The organism is Bacillus sp. Pc3, from assembly GCF_000815145.1.
Taxonomy (GTDB): Bacteria; Bacillota; Bacilli; order Bacillales; family Bacillaceae; genus Bacillus; species Bacillus velezensis.
Map to the genome: position 1 here is coordinate 882,587 of NZ_CP010406.1, position 19,366 is coordinate 901,952.

The window sequence follows — 19,366 nt, forward strand, 5'->3', positions numbered from 1 at the left end:
GAGGTGAAATTTCTCCCAAGAAAACAGGAGAAGCGCACAAAAAACCCGAGCCTTCGGCCAGGCTCGGGAGAGATGTTCACTCATTCGTCTGCGGTTTCTGGTGCTGCTTTTGGTTTTCAGGAGGCTGCGTATTTCTTTCCATATCGTCCGTATCAGCGCCCATGCCTTTCAGGAAAGAAAACAGCAGAGTGACGGCCTTGTTGATTTCCGGGTCTTTTAAAGCGCGGACGATATCAAAATACCCGGTCTTCCTGCCGCTGTCTTTTTCCTCGACGGCCTTTGTGACCCCCGCATTGATTTTAACGATAAATGGCTCAAGCTGTTTTACATCGAGCATGCCGAGAACGCCGCTTAACAGCAGGAGATTTTTCAGCATATTGGCCGTTTCCGGAGTATTCGCCTTCTTCACGAGGATATCCATCACTTTGTCTCCCTGGCCGAAGAGCCCGCGCAGAAGCGCCAAAACGCCGCGCTCGTTCATGTGCTGAAGAATGTGCAGAGATTCCAAAATCGCGTCTTTATTTCGTAAAAGAGCCGTCTCGATCTCTTCTAAGTCCTTTTTTCGTTTGTCGTCTTCTGTGACGGTCTGTTTTCGGATGCCGCTGATTGCTTTAGCCATTTTGCTGTTTCCCCCTTTTTACGGCGTCTCCCGGAAATACATAATCTTTACGCGCCCATTTCCGATCAACCCGGACACCGATCTGCGGCTGCGGGTTTCCGTAACGGAAATTGATTTTCGGAAGCGGATTAACGCCTTCTTTTTTCAAAATCTCCATCTTCGCTGATGTTTCTTTATAAGCCGGTGTATCGGTATCCTTATCGGCATAGCTGCTTGTCAAAAGGTTAATGGCAGCGTCTTTTGAATCGTTCATCGGGAGATAGACTTGTTTGCCTTTTACCCTGTCTGTGATGACGCATTTGACTTTCACATTTCCGTACGGTGATGTCAGACGGACAAGCGTTCCGTCTTCCAGCCCTCTTTCTTCGGCGAGTTCGGGCGAGACCTCAAGGAACACACTCGGTGTTTTTTCGGATATTCCTTTTGATCGGTAAGTCAGATTCCCTTCGTGAAAATGCTCGAGCAGCCGCCCGTTATTCACATGGATATCATATTCTTCATCAAATTCTTTCGGCTCGGTCCACTGAACGGGATATAGAATCGCTTTGCCGTCTGAAAACGGGAACTTGTCCGTAAATAAAAGCGGTGAATCGGTTCCGTCCGCTGCAACCGGCCATTGCAGTGAATTGTAGCCTTCGAGACGTTCGTAAGTGACGCCTGCGTAGAGCGGCGAAAGCATCGTCGCTTCTTCCATAATGTCTGCCGGATGTTCATAGTGCCAATCAGCGCCCAGACGGTTGGCGATGTCCGTAATGATCTGCCAATCAGGCTTTGAATCGCCCAGCGGTTCAAACACTTCGTAAAGGCGCTGCACCCTCCGTTCCGTATTTGTAAACGTCCCTTCTTTTTCAAGGCTCGGGCTTGCCGGAAGCACGACATCGGCGAACTCGGCCGTACGCGAAAGAAAGATATCCTGCACAACGAAGAAATCAAGTTTTTCGAATGCGGCATGAACATGGTTAATATTGGAGTCGACAAGCCCCATTTCTTCTCCTTTTAAGTACATGGACTTCAGTTTTCCTGAGTGGATGCCTTCGATCATTTCATGATTTGTCATTCCGATTTCTTTCGGCAGGTCTGTTCCCCAGCCCTGTTCATACTTTTTACGGGCTTTTTCATCCGTTACTTTTTCATAGCCGGGGAAGCTGTCAGGCATACTGCCGAAATCACTGGCTCCCTGCACGTTATTATGGCCCCGAAGCGGATATGAGCCTGCGCCGGGCTTTCCGTAATTTCCGGTCACAAGAAGCATATTGGAAATGGCCGTGCTCGTATCACTTCCTCCGATATGCTGGGTGACACCCATCGCCCACAGTGCGCACACGCTGCCGGCTTCATGAATCATCCGGGCCACTTTGATTAAGGTATCCTTGTCCACACCGGTATGTTTTTCCGCATATTCCATTGTATAAGGTTCAAGGCTTTTCACGAATTCATCTAATCCGTTCACTCTCTCCTTCAGAAATGCAGTATCCGCCAAATCGTGATCAAGCAGATATTTCGATACGGCATTCAGCCAGACAATATCTGATCCGGCACGCGGCTGGAAAAACACATCGGAGCGCTCGGCCATTTCATGTTTTCGCAAGTCAGCGACGACGAGCTTCTGTCCGTGCAGTTTATGAGAACGTTTAATGCGTGTGGACAGAACGGGGTGAGACTCAGACGTATTTGAACCGATTATCAGCACGAGCTCAGCTTTTTCTATATCTGTAATCGACCCTGAATCACCGCCGTATCCGACCGTTCTGAACAATCCGGCCGTGGCGGGAGACTGGCAGTAGCGTGAGCAGTTGTCGACATTATTTGTGCCGATGACGGCTCTTGCAAGCTTCTGCATCACGTATGATTCTTCATTCGTGCATTTGGAAGATGTGATAAAGGCAAGTGCGTCAGGGCCGAAATGTTCTTTTATATCGGTAAATTTATCAGCGATCAGCTGCAGCGCTTCATCCCATTCCGCCTCCCGAAACGAGTCTCCTTCCCGGATAAGCGGTTTGGTAAGGCGCTTTTCACTATTGACGAAATCCCAGCCGAATTTCCCTTTCACACACGTCGAAATGCCATTTGCTGGGGCCTCGGCCTGAGGCTCGACCTTTAAAATGTCTCTTCCTTTCGTCCATATATCAAAACTGCAGCCGACACCGCAGTATGTGCATACGGTTTTCGTTTTTTTGATTCTTTCATCCCGCATGGCCGATTCCATGTCCGATATGGCCAAAATCGATCCGTATCCGGTTTCGACGCCTTTTGTGATGTCAATCATCGGACGAAGCGTCTCTTGGTTAATGCCTGTTAAATACCCCGCTTCGCCTTCCATGCCTTTTTCCATCATGGCATTACACGGACATACCGTCGAACAATGTCCGCAGGAAACACATGATGATTCATTGATCGGCACATCCTGATCCCAAATGACCCGCGGGCGTTTCCGCTCCCAATCAATGCTTAAGGTTTCGGTTACCTGTACGTCCTGACAGGCTTCGACGCAGCGTCCGCACAAAATGCACTGGTCGGGATCATATCGGTAAAACGGATTTGATTCATCTTTAGGATACGGTTTTTGATCGAACGGAATGCTTTGATGATTGATTTTCATTTCCTTTACGGTATTATGTACTTCGCAGCTCCCATTGTTGTAATCACAGACCGTGCAGTACAATTCATGGTTGTGCAAAATGTTGTCCATGCCGATAATCTGCGCTTTTTTTACATCGGACGAAAGCGTATCGATGACATCTCCGTCCTTTATTTGCGCGGAACACGAACGCACCAGTTCCCCGTTAACATTGACGATACAGGTATCGCACGTTTCAATCGGCCCGAGACTCGGGTGATAACACACGTGCGGCACGTCAATTGAACTATTGTTCAAAAGCTGCAAAACGGTTTGGCCGTCCGGCGCTTCCATTTCAACCCCATTGATTGTAACTTTCTTTGTCCCAGCCATTTTCTTTTCCCCTTTCTGTACCCCTCTATACATCCTCTATGATTCCCAGCCGGCCTTTCACTAAAACATCTCGTTTATCTCAGGAAACATACGGGTATGAGCGGTAAAAAGGAGGCGTTCACATATGTTGAAGAAAAAAACACTCGCCACGGGATTATCGGCAGTGATGCTCACGGGATGCGCATTCGGCGCAGAAGCATTTTCGGTTACACAGCCCGTCCACGCCGCAGCCGCTTCAAAAACGGAAAACCAACGTGCACAAGAACTGGTGAACAGCCTTTACCAATCGGCGTTTAAAGGGGAAATGCCGCAAAATGTGAAAGGCCTGAAAATCAACCAAAGCACAAGACAGGACGTTTACGATAAAATCGGCGAGCCGGAACAAAAAGCAGACAGCCGCAATCCATTTGATTTATACAGCTGGAACATGGGAAACCCCGGTTATGGATTTTCCTATCATAAAAACGGAAAAATCTCGGAAATACGCTATTTCGGAACAGGGGTCGAGCGGCGCTTAAACCTCGGCAGCGTCACACCTGACGTCTTAAGCAAACAAATCGGCAGCGCTGACAAAATCCTGACAGTGCCAAAAACGGGCGAAACAGATTACGTCTACCATACGGGGCAGTATGAGCTCCGCTTCGTCATCGGCAGTGACCAAAAAGCAGACCACGTCAACCTAAAAGCCAGATAACGCAAAAAAAGCGGCCTCCCGGGCCGTTTTTTCATAGACAGCTTTTCCGTCGTTCCTTACAATACATGGGAGTACAAAAAAAGGGGAACAGTGTGAAGTGAATAGACATCCATTGACATACGGAATATGTACCGTTTTTATCATCGCCCTCGGTTTGCTGTCCAGAACCGCATACATCACCGCCCTATTGCCCGGCATCATAAACGCTTATTTAGGAGATGCCTTGTGGGCGGCAATGATTTTTACAGGATTCGGGCTTTTGTTTCGGCACATACGGACGGAAACAGCCGCATTTTTGAGCCTCTCGTTTTGCTGTCTGATTGAATGCAGCCAGCTGTATCACGCGCCTTGGATTGACGCAATCAGAAGCAGCACGCTCGGCGGGCTGATCCTCGGCTGGCAATTTGTCTGGAGTGACATTTTCGCCTATACCCTCGGGGTATGCGCCGCCGCATTTTTAGAATGGGCCGTAAAAAGAAACCGCCAGTCCCCTTCATAATCGGAGCATGCCGCCGATATGAAGGGATAAGGAGGTGGAAGCTATGGATATCCCTGCGTTATCAATCGCAATGCATCAGGCATCTCTGGCGCAGAATGTAAATATCGCTTTAACAAAAACGGTCATGCAGCATGCACAGGCTGCGGCAGAAGAAACAGTGAAAATGCTGCCGTCCCAGCACCCGACTGCCGGACATTCAATTGATGTGAAAGTATAAAAAAGATGCCGGATGATAACCGGCGTCTTTTTTTTGCCCGTTGTACGTACACCATACCGGGCATACAGGAATAAGGTAAACGGAACCAAACATTTGAAAAGGAGGTTTTCCTCTTGTACGATCCTTTCTATCATGAATACACAGCCGAGAGCCACGAACGGGTGCCATATCATTATCCGCGGCCGCCTTATTATTTCCCCAGACCATATCCATACTATCCGCGGCCGCCTTATTATTATCCCAGACCATATCCATACTATCCGCGGCCGTATATCCCGTTCTATCCTTGGTATTAATGTTTGAAAAGAAATGACCGCAGACAGGAGGCTTCCCCTGTCTGCTATTCAACTTTGACCGACAGGATATACGGGAGGGCTTGAACTTTTTCCATTACCGCCGCTTTCCCGCTTTTGCTTTTCACCCTTCCCTTCACTTCAAGCACCGCCTTATTCAATTCATAGGACGTAATAAGAATTCCTTTTTCCTCAAGAGAAGTTAAAATATCATGCATGACGGCTTTCTCCTCAATCCTGAAACTGACAGACAAAGAATGCGCCGCCGGTTTAAACAGAAAATTTAACAGTTCAAGCCCGATTAACGCCAAAATCGTGCCGCTGATGCCGATGACATACATACCTGCCCCGATTGTCAGCCCGATCCCTGACGTAGCCCAAATCCCCGCGGCCGTCGTAAGCCCCCGCACGACATGCCGCTGCAAAATAATCGTGCCGGCTCCTAAAAATCCGACACCGCTGACGACCTGCGCCGCCACCCGGCTCGGATCAAAGGACGTATGGCTGTTGGATAACAAATCAAAAAAGCCGTATTTGGAAACGATCATCATCAAGGCGCTGCCGACGGCCACTAAAAAATGCGTCCTCAAACCGGCTTCCTTCGCCCTGAATTCTCTCTCCAATCCAATAAGAGCCCCAAGCAGACCCGCAACCGCCAGACGAATCACAAAATCAAGTTCCATCCGTCTCTCTCCTTTCCTTATCTTCTTACCCGCTTTTTCACCCCAATCATGCGGTGTATCTTTTTTTAAAATGCACCGACTAATTGACATAAGGAGGTTTTATGAAATTTATTCTGTGGTTTTTTATATTATTGTTATTTAGCTTATTTATTTTGGGAGGATATAAAGCATCTGTTTCTCACCCTGATTTCCCGGTGCCATTATTCGCTATGCACACTAAAACAAAGGAATATGAAAAAGGAAAATACGTTTCAAACTATACATACCGTTTCGCAAAAGAAGAAGAAGGTCCGAGCGGTTTATACCAATTGGAAATAGCCGAAAAAGGCTGGAAACTTATAGGGCAGGAAGGACTTATCAAAACCTATGAAAAGCGAGGAGAACGTGTTTCACTTTTTTTCGGTACGGGGGAAATAAGCGTCATTGAAGAATGATCCTTCTCAAAAGACAGGCTGAAATCCGCAAACGGCATATCTTTTACGACTTCCTTTATCTCTGCGAATCTATAAATTCAGCCAATATCTCAATTAAGGCGAACACCTTTCTGATCCAAAAAATGCCGCCTTCAATGAGAAAATCATTATACAAAAACAAAAGCGCAACTGAAAAAGAATAAGCACCTCATAAAAAAAGCCCTCTTTTTAAAAAGAGGGCTGCAGAAGGAAAACAGGTAATTATTTATCTAAAGTGTACTCACTCACATTAAAAGTAAGAATGTTCCCAAAAACAATATGGTCCCTTCTATTTTGAAAAGGGCCTATATTATTATAGTGCTTCTCGATAACATATCTAGATAAGCCTATTCCAGAACTTTTTTGATCATACCATCTGATAAAATCTTTAATCTCTTCCATTGAAAGATCAAATTCTTTCTCAAGACCTGTGGTCATTGTAACAAGAAGAATTGCCCGATTGCTGGCGGGCTGTTTATTTGGTGGTTCCTCCCAACTGCATCTCTCAAACAGAATGTCCGGCAATCACCTCAAAAAACGAGGTGAAATCTGTCAGTATCCCGTCACCCGCCAGCTGTTTTTCTTCAAATAACGCGCGGTTTTTTCCGAGCGGATCAATGGCCATAATCTTGCCTGCACCTGCTTTTTTCGCCGCTGTGAGCCCCGAAAAGGCATCTTCAATGACTAAGCAATCTTCAGGTCTGAGGCCTAACTTTTCCGATGCGATGAGAAAAATATCCGGCGCCGGTTTTCCGGGGAAGCTCCCGTCATCAAACGTGACTTTGTCAAAATCAAACCACCGATCCAACTGAAAGACGTCAAAGTAAAACTCGACATTTTCCTTTACCGTAGCCGTGGCAATGGTCATTGGCGTTTCTGAATTTTTCAGATGATTCAATACGCCGGTCAGTCCCTTCGTCAGCTTTAACTCATCTTTGTTTTCAAGGCATAATTCTCTGTAGTAGGCTTCTTTTTCAAAAGACAGCTTCTTGATTTCTTCATTTGTTAAATCGCCGGAAATAAAATACGTCAGGATTTCACTGTTTGTTCTCCCGTGAATGTTAACGAAAATGTCTTCATCAGAAATGGTTTTCGGCGCGTATTTTTTCACCATGAAAAACCATGCTTTTTCGTGCAGATGCGAATCTTGAAACATCGTGCCGTTGAAATCAAAAATAACCCCTTTCATCGAACCGCCCGCCTTTTTTATTTTTTTGCGATTTTGACATCTACATATTGCTCGTAATGAATTTGAACATCTTTCATCACTTTATCATCCGTAATCAGATAATCCATATCGTGCAAGTTATAGAACACGTAAAAATCTTCCCGGTTGAATTTTTTATTATCCGCCAGCAAAAATTTCGTCCGCGAATTATTCAGCGCGATTTGATGAGCTTCCCCTTCTTCAATGCTGTAAGAAGAAATCTCATCATTATGTATGCCGTTGGCGCTGATGAAGGCTTTCGTAAAATTGAATTTCTGCAGATTGCCGTTCACGATGGGTCCAACGAAGGCACCGGTGTTTTTTCGGAAATCGCCGCCAATCAGGATGGTATCCGCAGTGTCACCATGTTTTAAAATATCAAATACGGGATAGTTGTTTGTGATAATCCTGATTCGCTTATGCAGCAGGTGTTTGGCTAAAAGTTCAATCGTCGTGCCGGGCCCTAAAAAAACGGTATCGCCGTCATTTACATATGAAGCTGCGAGTTCCGCGATCTTCCCCTTCTCCTCCATTTGAACACCCAGTTTTTCATTATGCGATAATTCGTGATCAATGGAATAAGATATGCTCTGTGCGCCTCCGTGAATACGTACGATTTTTCCGGCCTTATCCAGCTCGTCCAGATCTCTTCTCACTGTCATATCAGAAACATCCAGTTCATCGATAATATCACTCACCGTAATAAATCCCCGCGAGTTTACGATATCGATGATTTTTAAAAGACGCTCTTTTTTTAACATGTTCAATCATCCCCTCAACTTTACACACAATCTAACACACCGCGGCACTTCGGTCAACAAAAACAAACACTAACAAACAACATAATCAACATATAAAACAACGAAAAACTTATATAATCCCTATGAACACAGATGTTATTTCTTTATGAAGCTATTGACAACAAAAATGTATGCGTTTACTATTAAACAAAAGATAACATTTACAAACATTAACAAACTTCAATTCACACATTGGCGAAGGAGGATTCAGTAATGCTCAAATTACCTTATGACTTTATTTTCGGCGGGGCGACTGCGGCATATCAAGCGGAAGGCGCCACAAAAGAAGGCGGCAAAGGGCCTGTGGCCTGGGATGAATTTCTTGAAAAACAGGGAAGATTCAGCCCTGATCCGGCAAGTGATTTTTACCGCCAGTTTCCGGAAGATATTAAACTATGTGAAAAATTCGGAATAAACGGCATCCGCCTTTCTATAGCCTGGACGAGAATTTTCCCTGACGGCACGGGCAAAATCAATCAGGAAGGTGTTGATTACTATCATCGTATTTTCTCAGAATGCCATAAACGCAACGTCACCCCTTTTGTCACGCTGCATCATTTCGATACACCGAAAAGATTATTTGATCAGGGAGATTTCCTCAACCGCGCTGCAATAGAAGCGTTCGTCAGCTATGCGGAGTTTTGCTTTAAAGAATTCAGCGAAATCAGATATTGGAGCACGTTTAACGAAATTTATCCCACAGCCACTAACCAGTATTTACTCGGGGTTTTCCCGCCATCTGTTAAAAGTGATATCACAAAAGTCATTCAATGCCTCCATCACATGATGGTAGCGCATGCGATGACCGTCAATCTTTTTAAAGACGGCGGCTATCCGGGAGAAATCGGTGTCGTCCACTCATTGGAAACAAAATATCCCGCCAGCGACTCAGAAGAAGACCGCCATGCCTGTTTTCTGGATGACGCGTTATCAGTGAGATTTCTCCTCGACGCCACCTACCTCGGTTATTATTCTGAGGAAACCATGCGGGCTCTGGATGAAATCTGTGAGGCAAACGGCGCTTCATACGAGTTTTCAGACAGTGACTTTGACGTGATGAAAAAAGCTTCAACGCGCAATGATTATCTCGGCATCAATCATTATCAATGCCATTTCGTCAAAGCGTACGACGGAGAAACCGTTATTCACCATAACGGAACGGGCGATAAGGGCACTTCGGTCTATAAAGTAAAAGGAATCGGCGAAAGAATTTACAAAGAAGGCCTGAAGCGGACTGATTGGGACTGGCTTATTTATCCTGAAGGCATGTATGACATGCTGATGCGCATCAAACGGGACTATCCGCAATATAACAAAATGTACATTACCGAAAACGGCATGGGCTATAAAGATGAGTTTGAAGACGGCATCATTATGGATAAGGCAAGAATCGACTATTTAAAAGTCTATTTAGAAGCCGTCAGTAAAGCGATTACCGACGGAGTCAATGTAAAGGGGTACTTCTTATGGTCCTTAATGGATTTATTTTCATGGACCAACGGCTACAACAAACGTTACGGTCTTTTTTACGTCGACTTTGACACCCAAAAACGGTATCCGAAAGAATCGGCCTACTGGTACAAACTTGTAAGTGAAACAAAAACAATCATTTAATGATCATACATGGTGAAAAGAGTCTCTTTTCATCATGTGTGCCGTCTTTAGGAGGTTTTTTTCATGACAAAGGAAGAATTGCAGATGCTCGGTTTTGAAATCGTCGCCTATGCCGGCGACGCCAGAAGCACTTTATTGAGAGTCCTGAAAGAAGTCCGTGCCGGAAACTTCGAAAACACGGAAGCAGCATTGAAAAGCGCCGATGAAAATTTAACCCTCGCCCACAATGCGCAAACGAAAATGTTAGCTGAAGAAGCTGACGGCAAGGACATGGAATTAGGATTTATTTTCGTTCACGGTCAGGACCACTTGATGACAACCCTTTTGCTCCGTGATCTTATTCAGGATTTTATAGAACTCTACCGAAGCCGCCGATAAGGAGTGGAAAAATGAACGGTATCATCAAGCAAATCGAAAAGGGAAAACCGTTTTTTGAAAAAATCTCAAGAAACATTTATTTAGGCGCGATCCGCGACGGCTTCTTAACGGCCATGCCTGTTATTTTATTCGCCAGCATTTTCATCCTCACCGCCGCTGTGCCGGAAGTGTTGGGGTTCACTTGGCCTAAAAGTGTTTCTGAATGGCTTTGGAAAGTTTATAACTATTCAATGGGCGCCCTCGGTCTGATCGTTGCGGCAACAAGTGCGAAATGCCTGAGTGAATCAATGAACCGAAAAATGCCTAAAAACAAAGGGATCAACCCCGTTTCAGCGATGCTTGCTTCAGTCGTCGGGTTTCTCATTTTAAGCGTCACTCAAATCGATGGCGGATTCTCCACGGAATACCTCGGCACAAAAGGTCTTTTAGCCGCTTTTGTATCCGCTTTCATAACAGTGAACGTTTACAGATTCTGCGTGCTGAAAAATATTACGATTAAAATGCCTAAAGAAGTACCGGGTACCATTTCACAAACATTTAAAGATGTTTTTCCGTTCGCTTTTTCCGTTTTGGCCATGGTGATCGTTGATTTATTGATCAGGAACACGCTGAACGTATCTTTTGCAGAGGCTCTCTCCTCTCTCTTATCGCCGTTTTTTACCGCCGCAGACGGTTATCTTGGGATTTGTGTCATTTGGGGAATGATGGCGCTGTTCTGGTTTGTCGGCGTTCACGGGCCTTCTATTGTGGAACCGGCCATCGCAGCTATTATTTACGCAAATGTGGAGGCGAACCTGCAGCTTCATAATGCCGGTGAGCAGGCGTCCAACGTGCTGACCGTCGGACTCGGGAACTTCGTCGGCACAATGGGAGGAACCGGCGCAACCCTTGTGGTTCCGTTTATCTTTCTTCTTTTCGCGAAATCCAAGCAATTGAAAGCTGTCGGAAAAGCATCCGCGGTTCCGGTGTCTTTCGCAGTAAACGAACCTCTGCTCTTTGCTGCGCCGATCATTTTAAATCCTTATTTTTTCATTCCGTTTGTTGTAACGCCGATGGTGAATGTCTGTTTGTTTAAATTTTTCGTGGATGTTATCGGAATGAACAGTTTTATGTATGTTCTTCCGTGGGCCACCCCGGCGCCCGCCGGCTTGATTCTCGGAACCGGCATGGGGCTCTCGGCTTTTGTGCTGACGGCTGTATTAATCATTGTCGATTTCCTGATATACCTGCCATTCTGCAAAGCTTATGACAAAGTATTAGCGGCGAAAGAAGCCCAACACACCGAGCCTGAAACCGCGCCGCAAACATTACAGCCCGCCATGGCCGGCGCCTCAGAAGACGCGGCCTCCGTCATCAGCACAAATCTTCAGGAATCCTCATCCGCCTTGGAACACGGCACCAATGTGTTAGTGCTGTGCGCCGGAGCGGGAACGAGCGCCATGCTTGCGAACGCACTGACAGAAGGAGCCGAAGAATACAACGTGCCGATTACCGCCTCAGCAGGCGCCTACGGTTCCCATTACGACATCATGAAAGACTTCGATATGATCATTTTGGCTCCGCAGGTCGGCTCTTATTATGATGACATTAAAGAAGATGCGGACCGCCTGCAAGTGAAACTCATCGCAACGAAAGGAGCGGAATATATCAGCCTCACCAGAAATTCAGAAAAAGCCATTCAGTTCATACTGGAGCATACCTCAAAATAGAATCGGAGGTTTATCATGGATGCCAAACTTTTAAAATCAAGATTCGAAGACGTTTTCAAGAGAAATTACGGAGAACTGTTTTTCGCACCCGGCCGGATCAACCTGATCGGGGAACATACGGATTATATAGGCGGCCACGTTCTTCCCTGCGCGATCACAATCGGAACATATGCCGTATGCGCAAAACGCGGAGATCACCAGATCCGGTTATACTCAGAAAACTTTCCTGACAGCGGCATTGTCTGCCTTGATCTTTCCGCCACAGCATACAAAAAAGAAGACGGCTGGGCCAATTATCCGAAGGGGATGATCCATTACCTTCTTAAAGCCGGCGGCCAAATAGACAGCGGAATGGATATTCTTTTTCACGGTACGATTCCAAACGGAGCCGGTTTAAGCTCCTCCGCTTCTATTGAAATGTTAACCGGTTCCATTTTAAGAAAGTTATTCAGCCTGGATGTTTCCGATACTGAACTGGCGCTTATCGGAAAAAGAGTCGAAAATGAATTTATCGGCGTGAATTCAGGCATTATGGATCAATTCGCAGTGCAAAAAGGCAAAAAGAACATGGCCATTCTGTTAAACTGCGATAAGCTTGAGCACGAAATGATTCCGGCTGCTTTTAACGGATATAAAATCGTCATTATGAATACGAACAAGCGCCGGGAGCTGGCCGCTTCAAAATATAATGAACGCCGCAGCGAATGCGACGCAGCTCTCTCGGAACTGCGGCAATATCGGAATATCGCATCACTTGCGGAATTGACGGCAGAAGAATTCAACGAACTCGAATCCCTTCTCTCCTGTGAAACTTTGCGTAAAAGAGCCCGGCACGCGGTCAATGAAAACGAGCGGACCCTCTCAGCCGCGGAGGCTCTAAAATCGAATGATTTGAAAACGTTCGGCGAGCTGATGAATGCGTCCCACCGTTCGTTACGCGATGATTATGAAGTGACCGGTGACGAATTAGACGCACTCGCTGAAGCAGCCTGGAAAGAAGGAGCACTCGGAGCGCGGATGACGGGCGCGGGGTTCGGCGGCTGCGCCATAGCCATTGTGGAAAGTGAAGAAACCGCCGGCTTTATCCGGGCCGTTTCATCTCACTACCGCAGCAGGACAGGTCTTGAAGCTTCTTTCTACATCGCGGATATAAGCGATGGCGCGGATGAATGGAGGGAAAAATAAATCATGGCGATTCTCGTTCTCGGCGGAGCCGGCTATATCGGTTCTCATGCGGTTGATCAATTATTAAACAAAGGATTTAAAACGATAGCTGTGGATCATCTGCAGACAGGCCACCGGAAAGCTGTTCATGAAAAAGCAGTTTTTTACCATGGAGATATCCGTGACAAACCGTTTCTTCGCTCTGTGTTTGCGAAGGAGAACGTAACAGGCGTTCTCCATTTTGCCGCTCAATCCCTTGTCGGCGAATCAATGAAAGACCCTCTTTCATATTTCAAAAATAATGTGTACGGTACGCAAATTACACTGGAGGTCATGCAGGAATTCGGGGTGAAACACATTGTGTTTTCTTCATCCGCCGCTGTATACGGCGAACCTGAAAAAGTACCCATCACAGAAGACATGCCGGAAAAGCCGGAAAGCGCATACGGCGAATCAAAACTCATGACAGAAAAAATGCTGAAGTGGTGTGAAACCGCCTGCGGCATAAAATATGTCTCGCTTCGGTATTTTAACGTTGCCGGCGCGAAAACGGACGGTTCCATCGGAGAAGATCATCATCCGGAAACCCACCTTATCCCTATCCTTTTACAAACCGCGCTCGGTCAGCGCGAGGAGGTTTTGATATTCGGCACTGACTATGATACAAAAGACGGCACGTGCATCCGCGATTATGTCCATGTTTCCGATTTAATCGATGCCCATATTCTCGCTCTGGAATATTTGCAAAACGGCGGAGACAGCGGCATTTTCAATTTAGGATCAAGCAGCGGGTTTTCCGTATCAGAAATGGCGGAAGCGGCCCGGCAAGTGACCGAAAGAGACATAAAAGTAAGAGCGGCCGCAAGAAGACCCGGTGATCCAAGCACCCTCATCGCTTCCAGCGATAAAGCGCGGAACATTCTGGGCTGGAATCCGAAACAAACGGACATATCGGAAATCATTGCGTCAGCATGGAATTGGCATCGGCAACATCCAAACGGATACAAGGACAAATGAAATGGAGGCGGCGGTCATTGAAATTTTTGAATCAGTGGCAGGGTTTCTGAAAGAAAGCACTGTCTTAGGCGACATAAATGAAACAGATGTGATTTATACAAGAAACAGACTTCTCGATCTGCTCGGACTGCCGGATTATGCAGAACCGAAACATATCAAGAAACAAAACAGGCTTCACTATTTGGACGAAATGGTGAAAGACGCGGTAAAACGGTCAATCATTAACGATACGCCGGCTGAAAGAGACATGCTGGGAAGCAGAATCATGGACGTGATCACACCGGCCCCTTCTCTGATCAATGCCGCGTTCAGCGAGTTATTATCAGATTGCCCGAAAAAAGCAACAGATTACTTTTACCGACTGAGCCAAAACAACGACTATATTAAGACGCGGGCCATTCGAAAAAATATCGTGTACCGCTCATCAACACCTTTTGGAGAATTGGACATCACCATTAATTTATCAAAACCGGAAAAAGACCCTAAAGACATCGCCGCGGTAAAAAACAGTCCGGAAAACCGGTATCCGACATGCCTGCTCTGTATGGAAAACGAGGGGTATGCCGGAACACCGCACCACCCCGCCCGTTCAAACCACCGCATCATCAGGCTTGACTTAGCGGGAGAACAATGGGGTTTTCAATACTCTCCTTATGCGTATTACAGCGAGCATGCCATCTTTCTATCAAGCGTGCACAAGCCGATGAACATCAGCCGTGACAGCTTCAGAAGGCTTCTGGCCATTACGGAAATTTTCCCGCATTATTTCGCGGGATCAAACGCAGACTTGCCGATCGTAGGAGGCTCCATTCTTTCTCACGATCATTATCAAGGCGGCGCCCATGAGTTTCCGATGGCAAAAGCGGGTTCCCTCTATCCTTTTCATATGCATCATTTTCCAGACGTTCAGGCCGAAGCCGTGAAGTGGCCGGTATCAGTGATCCGCCTTCGCGCAAAAGATCCGGATTTGCTGACAGATGCCGCTGCGTATGTTTTTGAAAAGTGGCGGGAATATTCAGACGAAACCGTCAGCATCATCGCAAAGACAAATGAACCCCATAATACCGTCACTCCAATTGCCAGACGCAGGGGAACGGATTTTGAAATCGATCTCGCTCTCAGAAACAACCGCACCTCCGAAGATTATCCGGATGGCATTTTTCACCCGCATCAAGACGTTCATCACATCAAAAAAGAAAATATCGGTCTGATTGAAGTGATGGGACTCGCCGTTTTACCTCCCCGCCTGAAAGATGAGCTGGCAGAAGTGAAAAAGTATTTACTGAATGAACCTCATGACATCAAAGATATTCATCTTCCGTGGGCTGAAAACATCAAAACGGATAAAGACGTGACACCGGAGAACGCAGCAGCTGTTTTACAAAAAGAAACCGCGAATGTATTTTTACGCGCGCTGACCGATGCAGGCGTTTTTAAAATGACACCCGAAGGAATTCAGGCATTTCAGCGTTTCACGACGTTATTGGAGAATGGCAGCTGAAACATTCAGAGTGAAATCAATCAACAATCTTTTTTATCAGGAGGTATTGTGATGTTCAAAAACCGATTGAAACGTGTATTTGTAAACGCAATCTGTCTTTCTCTCATTTTCACTGCTTTTACATTCTTTGAGAAGTCTCCTAAAGCAAAAGCGGATGCCCCGTTTGCCTATGGCGCTGATATAGGATGGCTGAAACAAATGGAGGACGAAGGTGTGCGCTGGCTGGATGACGGCGGAAAACAGAAAGATGCCTTGCAGATTCTTAAAGATCACGGAATAAATGCCGTGAGACTGAGAGTGTTTGTGAATCCGCCAAGCAGCTATTATTGGCTGAAAGACGGCACAACATGGACCATGCTCGGCTATAGTGACAAAGCGGGCGTACTTGCGGCGGCAAAAAGGGCAAAAGCGTTAGGAATGAAGGTAATGGTTGACTTCCATTACAGTGATGTGTTCGCTGATCCAGGACACCAGATCAAGCCGAACCAATGGAACGGCTATTCAAACAGCCAGCTGCAGGCAGCCGTGTATAACCATACGTACGATGTCATGAAAGAACTTAAAAATCACGGCATCTCCCCTGATTGGGTGCAAGTAGGAAATGAAATGAATTCAGGAATTTTACTGCCCGACGGCAGCACGAACGATTTCAGCAAATTGACCGGCTTACTGAACAAAGGCTATGACGCCGTGAAATCCGTCAGCCCGGCCACCAAGGTCATCAGCCATTTGGCACACGGCACGGACAACAGCCTATTCAGATGGTGGTTTGATCAATTCTTTAAAAACGGAGGAAAAACCGACATCATCGGTGTTTCATTCTATCCCTATTGGGAAGGCAAGCCGTACTGGGAGCTCACCAGCCATTTATCAACTAATTTGAATGACATCGCCTCACGCTACAACAAGGAAGTCATGGTGGTTGAACTGGGCGGAGATGAAAATAATCCGAAAGATTCCTACTGGACCATAAAAGACACCATAAAACTGGTGAAAGCCGTTCCGAACGGCAAAGGAACCGGCGTATTTTACTGGGAACCCGAAGCTCACTCCAGCGTTCTGTCAGACGCGTACCCATTAGGCGCAACCGCCAAAGTGTCTAAAAACGTCTTGAAATACACAACCGCAATCGACGCTTTTTATGATGCCGCAACAGGAAAATGATTGATGCGATTCTCAAGCAGGCTCATTGTGCAGCCTGCTTTTTTATAAGGCTGTAGTGTTGGCCTGTTATGAAACAGAGCAAGTAACGAATACGGAAAGAAAAATACCCGAAAACCCGCGTTTCGGTTAAAAAACCGCTTTTTAAATAGAATACTTCTTCTGTTCTCCCTCCTTCTTATTTCTGCGCACTATCTCTCAGTTCCTAAATCATAACTTTACGATTGTTGAAAAAGAAACAAACATTTTATAATATTGTGTAAGCACCACCGAGCAGGAGGACGGGACATGGACAAAAAAGAACAGCTCCTCACGGATTTCAGGGACTTTTTTAACAAGATGGTGTGGCTGAATAGGCTGAAGATGGAAGAAAGCCTTAAGGGGCATAAACCTTCTGAAGTGCATTGCATCGAATTCATCGAAAAAATTGAAGACGCCAATGTGACAAAACTTGCGGAGTCCCTTTATATGACAAGAGGCGCCATAAGTAAATTAACGAAGAAGCTTATCAATAAAGGCCTTATCGAAAGCTATCAGAAGCCGCTTAACAAGAAAGAAATCTATTTCAGGCTTACCGAGCAAGGAAAAGTCATTTATAAAATTCACGAGGAATTGCACAAAGAGTTTCAAGAACGGGACAAAATCGTGTTTGAACAAGTAACTGATGAACAATTTGACACGATGCTGAACTTCGTGGAAACATACAGCAGGCATTTGGATTCAGAAATAAAGAAACTTGGTGCAGACATGAAATCGGAATAAATATGAATAAAACCATAGGCAGCCCTGCTCCATGAAAACGGGCTGCCTTTTTATATCCCTCTTATTGTTGACAAAGAAACAAAATCACTCTATTATTTTGTTGACAAGGAAACAAAGACAGCAATTTTGAGAGGAGAGTAATATGTCAACACATAAAAGAAAGGAACTTCGGATGCCAAAAGAAGTTCTCACAGCCGCCTGGGCTATTGCACTGGGAGCAATCGCTCCAATGCTTGACTCTACGATGGTAAACATCGCCATCGGCAAACTGACCAAAGACTTCAACACGACATTGGATACCATTCAGTGGTCCGTTACAGGCTATATGTTAGCACTTGCGATTGCAGTACCCGTATCCGGCTGGCTTATGAATAAATATAACGGTAAGAAAATCTTCATCGGCTCAGTCATCGCCTTTGGTGTCATTTCTGTTTTTGCGGGGATGAGCCGTGACGTTTCCAGCTTCATCTTCTTCCGTTTGCTTCAAGGATTCAGCGCCGGCATTATGACTCCGCTTATGTCAACACTCTTGGTTAAAACGGCAGGTCCGGAAAACCTGGGAAAAGTGATGGCAATCGTCAGCACCCCTATGATCTTCGGCCCGATCTTAGGACCTGTCATCGGAGGCTTCATCGTCCAAGGCGCTTCATGGCATTGGATTTTTTACATCAACGTGTTCATCGTTTTGATTGCTGCACCGCTTATGATGAAAACCATTCCAGACTTTGAACCATTCAACAAAGATCGTAAACTCGATATTTTCGGGATTATCAATTTGTCATTAATGAGCGCGGCATTGATGTACGGTATTACAAAAGCGGCGGATCATGCATCATTTAACAATAGCGACACCATTTTATGGGCGGGCATCGGTCTTGTTTCAGCAGCCATTTATCTTGTATATAATCAGATCAAGAAAAACCAAACCGTGCTGCCTATGAATTTGTTTGCAAACAAAAGCTTCTTATCATCTTCGATCGGGTTGTTCTTAGCGAATGTTGCCATCATGGGGCCGATGTTAATACTTCCGCTGTTTTTTCAAAACATTCGTCAGTTCACGGCAGCCGGAGCAGCACTCGCTTTAATCCCTCAAGGAGTCGGAATGCTCGTGACTCGTCCGCTGATCGGAAAAATGATTGATAAGATCGGTGCGAAATACGTGGTTACGGTCAGTCTTGTTCTTTCGCTGATCGGATCTATCCCGCTTATTTTTATCACCGATAACACAAGTATGGTTTGGATTTCCGTCGTATTATTTATCCGCGGCACCAGTTTTGGAGGAATTATGCTCCCATTGATGAGTGACGCTTATACAGGTCTTGACAGCAAACAGCTTCCGGAAGCGGGTGTCGGTATTCATATGATTGAAAACCTCGGTTCCAGCTTTGGCTCAGCTGTGATCGCAACCGTTACCGCAACTGTCATACAAGGATTGCAGCCGACGATTTCGAACAGTTTAAAAGGCTACCATGCCGGATTCTTAGTATCCGTCATCATCCTTGCGGCCATCTTCATTCCAAGTCTGTTCCTTACCCATAAAAAGACTGCCATATAAAGAACTTTTTAAAGTAAAAAACCCTTGCACAGCAAGGGTTTTAGTGAATAAAACTGATGATGGTTGCCGGCAAAGTCAGCCAACAACAGAC

The 19,366-nt window shown here is 45.8% G+C and carries 18 protein-coding genes and 1 pseudogene; 14 read left to right on the forward strand and 5 right to left on the reverse strand.

Annotated elements, in window-relative coordinates; all coding sequences use genetic code 11:
* Positions 1–76: 76 nt before the first annotated feature.
* Both SB24_RS03670 and fdhF read right to left on the reverse strand, forming a co-directional pair.
* On the reverse strand, positions 77–619 hold the full coding sequence (locus SB24_RS03670; protein ID WP_039251842.1) for a helical membrane plugin domain-containing protein: 543 nt from the start codon (positions 617–619) through the stop codon (positions 77–79).
* Complete coding sequence (gene fdhF, locus SB24_RS03675) at positions 612–3,569, reverse strand: formate dehydrogenase subunit alpha (RefSeq protein WP_039251846.1); 2,958 nt, start codon at positions 3,567–3,569, stop codon at positions 612–614. The genes SB24_RS03670 and fdhF overlap by 8 nt, the downstream gene beginning before the upstream one ends.
* A 124-nt stretch (positions 3,570–3,693) precedes the next feature.
* Between fdhF and SB24_RS03680 the strand changes: the two genes are divergently transcribed.
* The 4 genes from SB24_RS03680 (at position 3,694) to SB24_RS19405 (ending at position 5,275) form a co-directional block, all read left to right on the forward strand.
* Positions 3,694–4,263, forward strand: a complete 570-nt coding sequence (locus SB24_RS03680; protein WP_015417262.1) for a YjgB family protein — start codon at positions 3,694–3,696, stop codon at positions 4,261–4,263.
* A 97-nt stretch (positions 4,264–4,360) separates the two neighbouring features.
* On the forward strand, positions 4,361–4,762 hold the full coding sequence (locus tag SB24_RS03685; RefSeq protein WP_007407313.1) for a ribosomal maturation YjgA family protein: 402 nt from the start codon (positions 4,361–4,363) through the stop codon (positions 4,760–4,762).
* A 43-nt stretch (positions 4,763–4,805) separates the two neighbouring features.
* Positions 4,806–4,979, forward strand: coding sequence for a YjfB family protein (locus tag SB24_RS19400; protein ID WP_012117340.1), 174 nt, complete (start codon positions 4,806–4,808; stop codon positions 4,977–4,979).
* A gap of 113 nt (positions 4,980–5,092) precedes the next feature.
* Complete coding sequence (locus tag SB24_RS19405; protein ID WP_076851211.1) at positions 5,093–5,275, forward strand: hypothetical protein; 183 nt, start codon at positions 5,093–5,095, stop codon at positions 5,273–5,275.
* Positions 5,276–5,558: 283 nt separating this feature from the next.
* Here the strand turns inward: SB24_RS19405 and SB24_RS20620 are convergent.
* Positions 5,559–5,955, reverse strand: a pseudogene (locus SB24_RS20620) (MgtC/SapB family protein); the annotation flags it as partial.
* 101 nt (positions 5,956–6,056) lie between these two features.
* Between SB24_RS20620 and SB24_RS03700 the strand changes: the two are divergent.
* The gene (locus SB24_RS03700; RefSeq protein ID WP_039251852.1) at positions 6,057–6,389 is read left to right on the forward strand and encodes a hypothetical protein; all 333 of its coding nucleotides are present in this window, start codon (positions 6,057–6,059) and stop codon (positions 6,387–6,389) included.
* Between the two features lie 523 nt (positions 6,390–6,912).
* On the opposite strand, the gene SB24_RS03715 is transcribed toward SB24_RS03700, so the two are convergent.
* Entirely contained in the window at positions 6,913–7,596 is a 684-nt protein-coding gene (locus SB24_RS03715) for an HAD family hydrolase (protein ID WP_039251857.1), read from the reverse strand.
* Positions 7,597–7,613: 17 nt separating this feature from the next.
* On the reverse strand, positions 7,614–8,375 hold the full coding sequence (locus SB24_RS03720) for a DeoR/GlpR family DNA-binding transcription regulator (protein WP_033574547.1): 762 nt from the start codon (positions 8,373–8,375) through the stop codon (positions 7,614–7,616).
* A 252-nt stretch (positions 8,376–8,627) separates the two neighbouring features.
* On the opposite strand from SB24_RS03720, the gene lacG reads away from it, so the two are divergent.
* From lacG to SB24_RS03765, 9 genes are all read left to right on the forward strand, one after another.
* Complete coding sequence (gene lacG, locus SB24_RS03725; RefSeq protein WP_039251859.1) at positions 8,628–10,028, forward strand: 6-phospho-beta-galactosidase; 1,401 nt, start codon at positions 8,628–8,630, stop codon at positions 10,026–10,028.
* A gap of 63 nt (positions 10,029–10,091) precedes the next feature.
* Positions 10,092–10,406: a PTS sugar transporter subunit IIA gene (locus SB24_RS03730; RefSeq protein ID WP_015417256.1), complete on the forward strand. Its 315-nt coding sequence runs from the start codon at positions 10,092–10,094 to the stop codon at positions 10,404–10,406.
* Positions 10,407–10,417: 11 nt separating this feature from the next.
* Positions 10,418–12,115 carry a PTS PTS lactose-specific transporter subunit EIIBC gene (locus SB24_RS03735; RefSeq protein WP_015417255.1) on the forward strand — a complete coding sequence of 566 codons (1,698 nt, stop codon included), beginning with the start codon at positions 10,418–10,420 and terminating at the stop codon, positions 12,113–12,115.
* A 15-nt stretch (positions 12,116–12,130) separates the two neighbouring features.
* Positions 12,131–13,300, forward strand: coding sequence for a galactokinase (locus tag SB24_RS03740; protein WP_039251862.1), 1,170 nt, complete (start codon positions 12,131–12,133; stop codon positions 13,298–13,300).
* A 3-nt stretch (positions 13,301–13,303) separates the two neighbouring features.
* Entirely contained in the window at positions 13,304–14,296 is a 993-nt protein-coding gene (gene galE, locus SB24_RS03745) for a UDP-glucose 4-epimerase GalE (protein ID WP_039251866.1), read from the forward strand.
* A 1-nt stretch (position 14,297) separates the two neighbouring features.
* The gene (gene galT, locus SB24_RS03750; RefSeq protein WP_039251869.1) at positions 14,298–15,797 is read left to right on the forward strand and encodes a UDP-glucose--hexose-1-phosphate uridylyltransferase; all 1,500 of its coding nucleotides are present in this window, start codon (positions 14,298–14,300) and stop codon (positions 15,795–15,797) included.
* A 51-nt stretch (positions 15,798–15,848) separates the two neighbouring features.
* Complete coding sequence (locus tag SB24_RS03755) at positions 15,849–16,961, forward strand: glycoside hydrolase family 53 protein (protein WP_039251872.1); 1,113 nt, start codon at positions 15,849–15,851, stop codon at positions 16,959–16,961.
* A 285-nt stretch (positions 16,962–17,246) separates the two neighbouring features.
* The gene (locus SB24_RS03760; protein ID WP_007407329.1) at positions 17,247–17,720 is read left to right on the forward strand and encodes a MarR family transcriptional regulator; all 474 of its coding nucleotides are present in this window, start codon (positions 17,247–17,249) and stop codon (positions 17,718–17,720) included.
* Between the two features lie 142 nt (positions 17,721–17,862).
* Positions 17,863–19,275, forward strand: coding sequence for an MDR family MFS transporter (locus SB24_RS03765; RefSeq protein WP_039251875.1), 1,413 nt, complete (start codon positions 17,863–17,865; stop codon positions 19,273–19,275).
* Positions 19,276–19,366 lie beyond the last annotated feature (91 nt).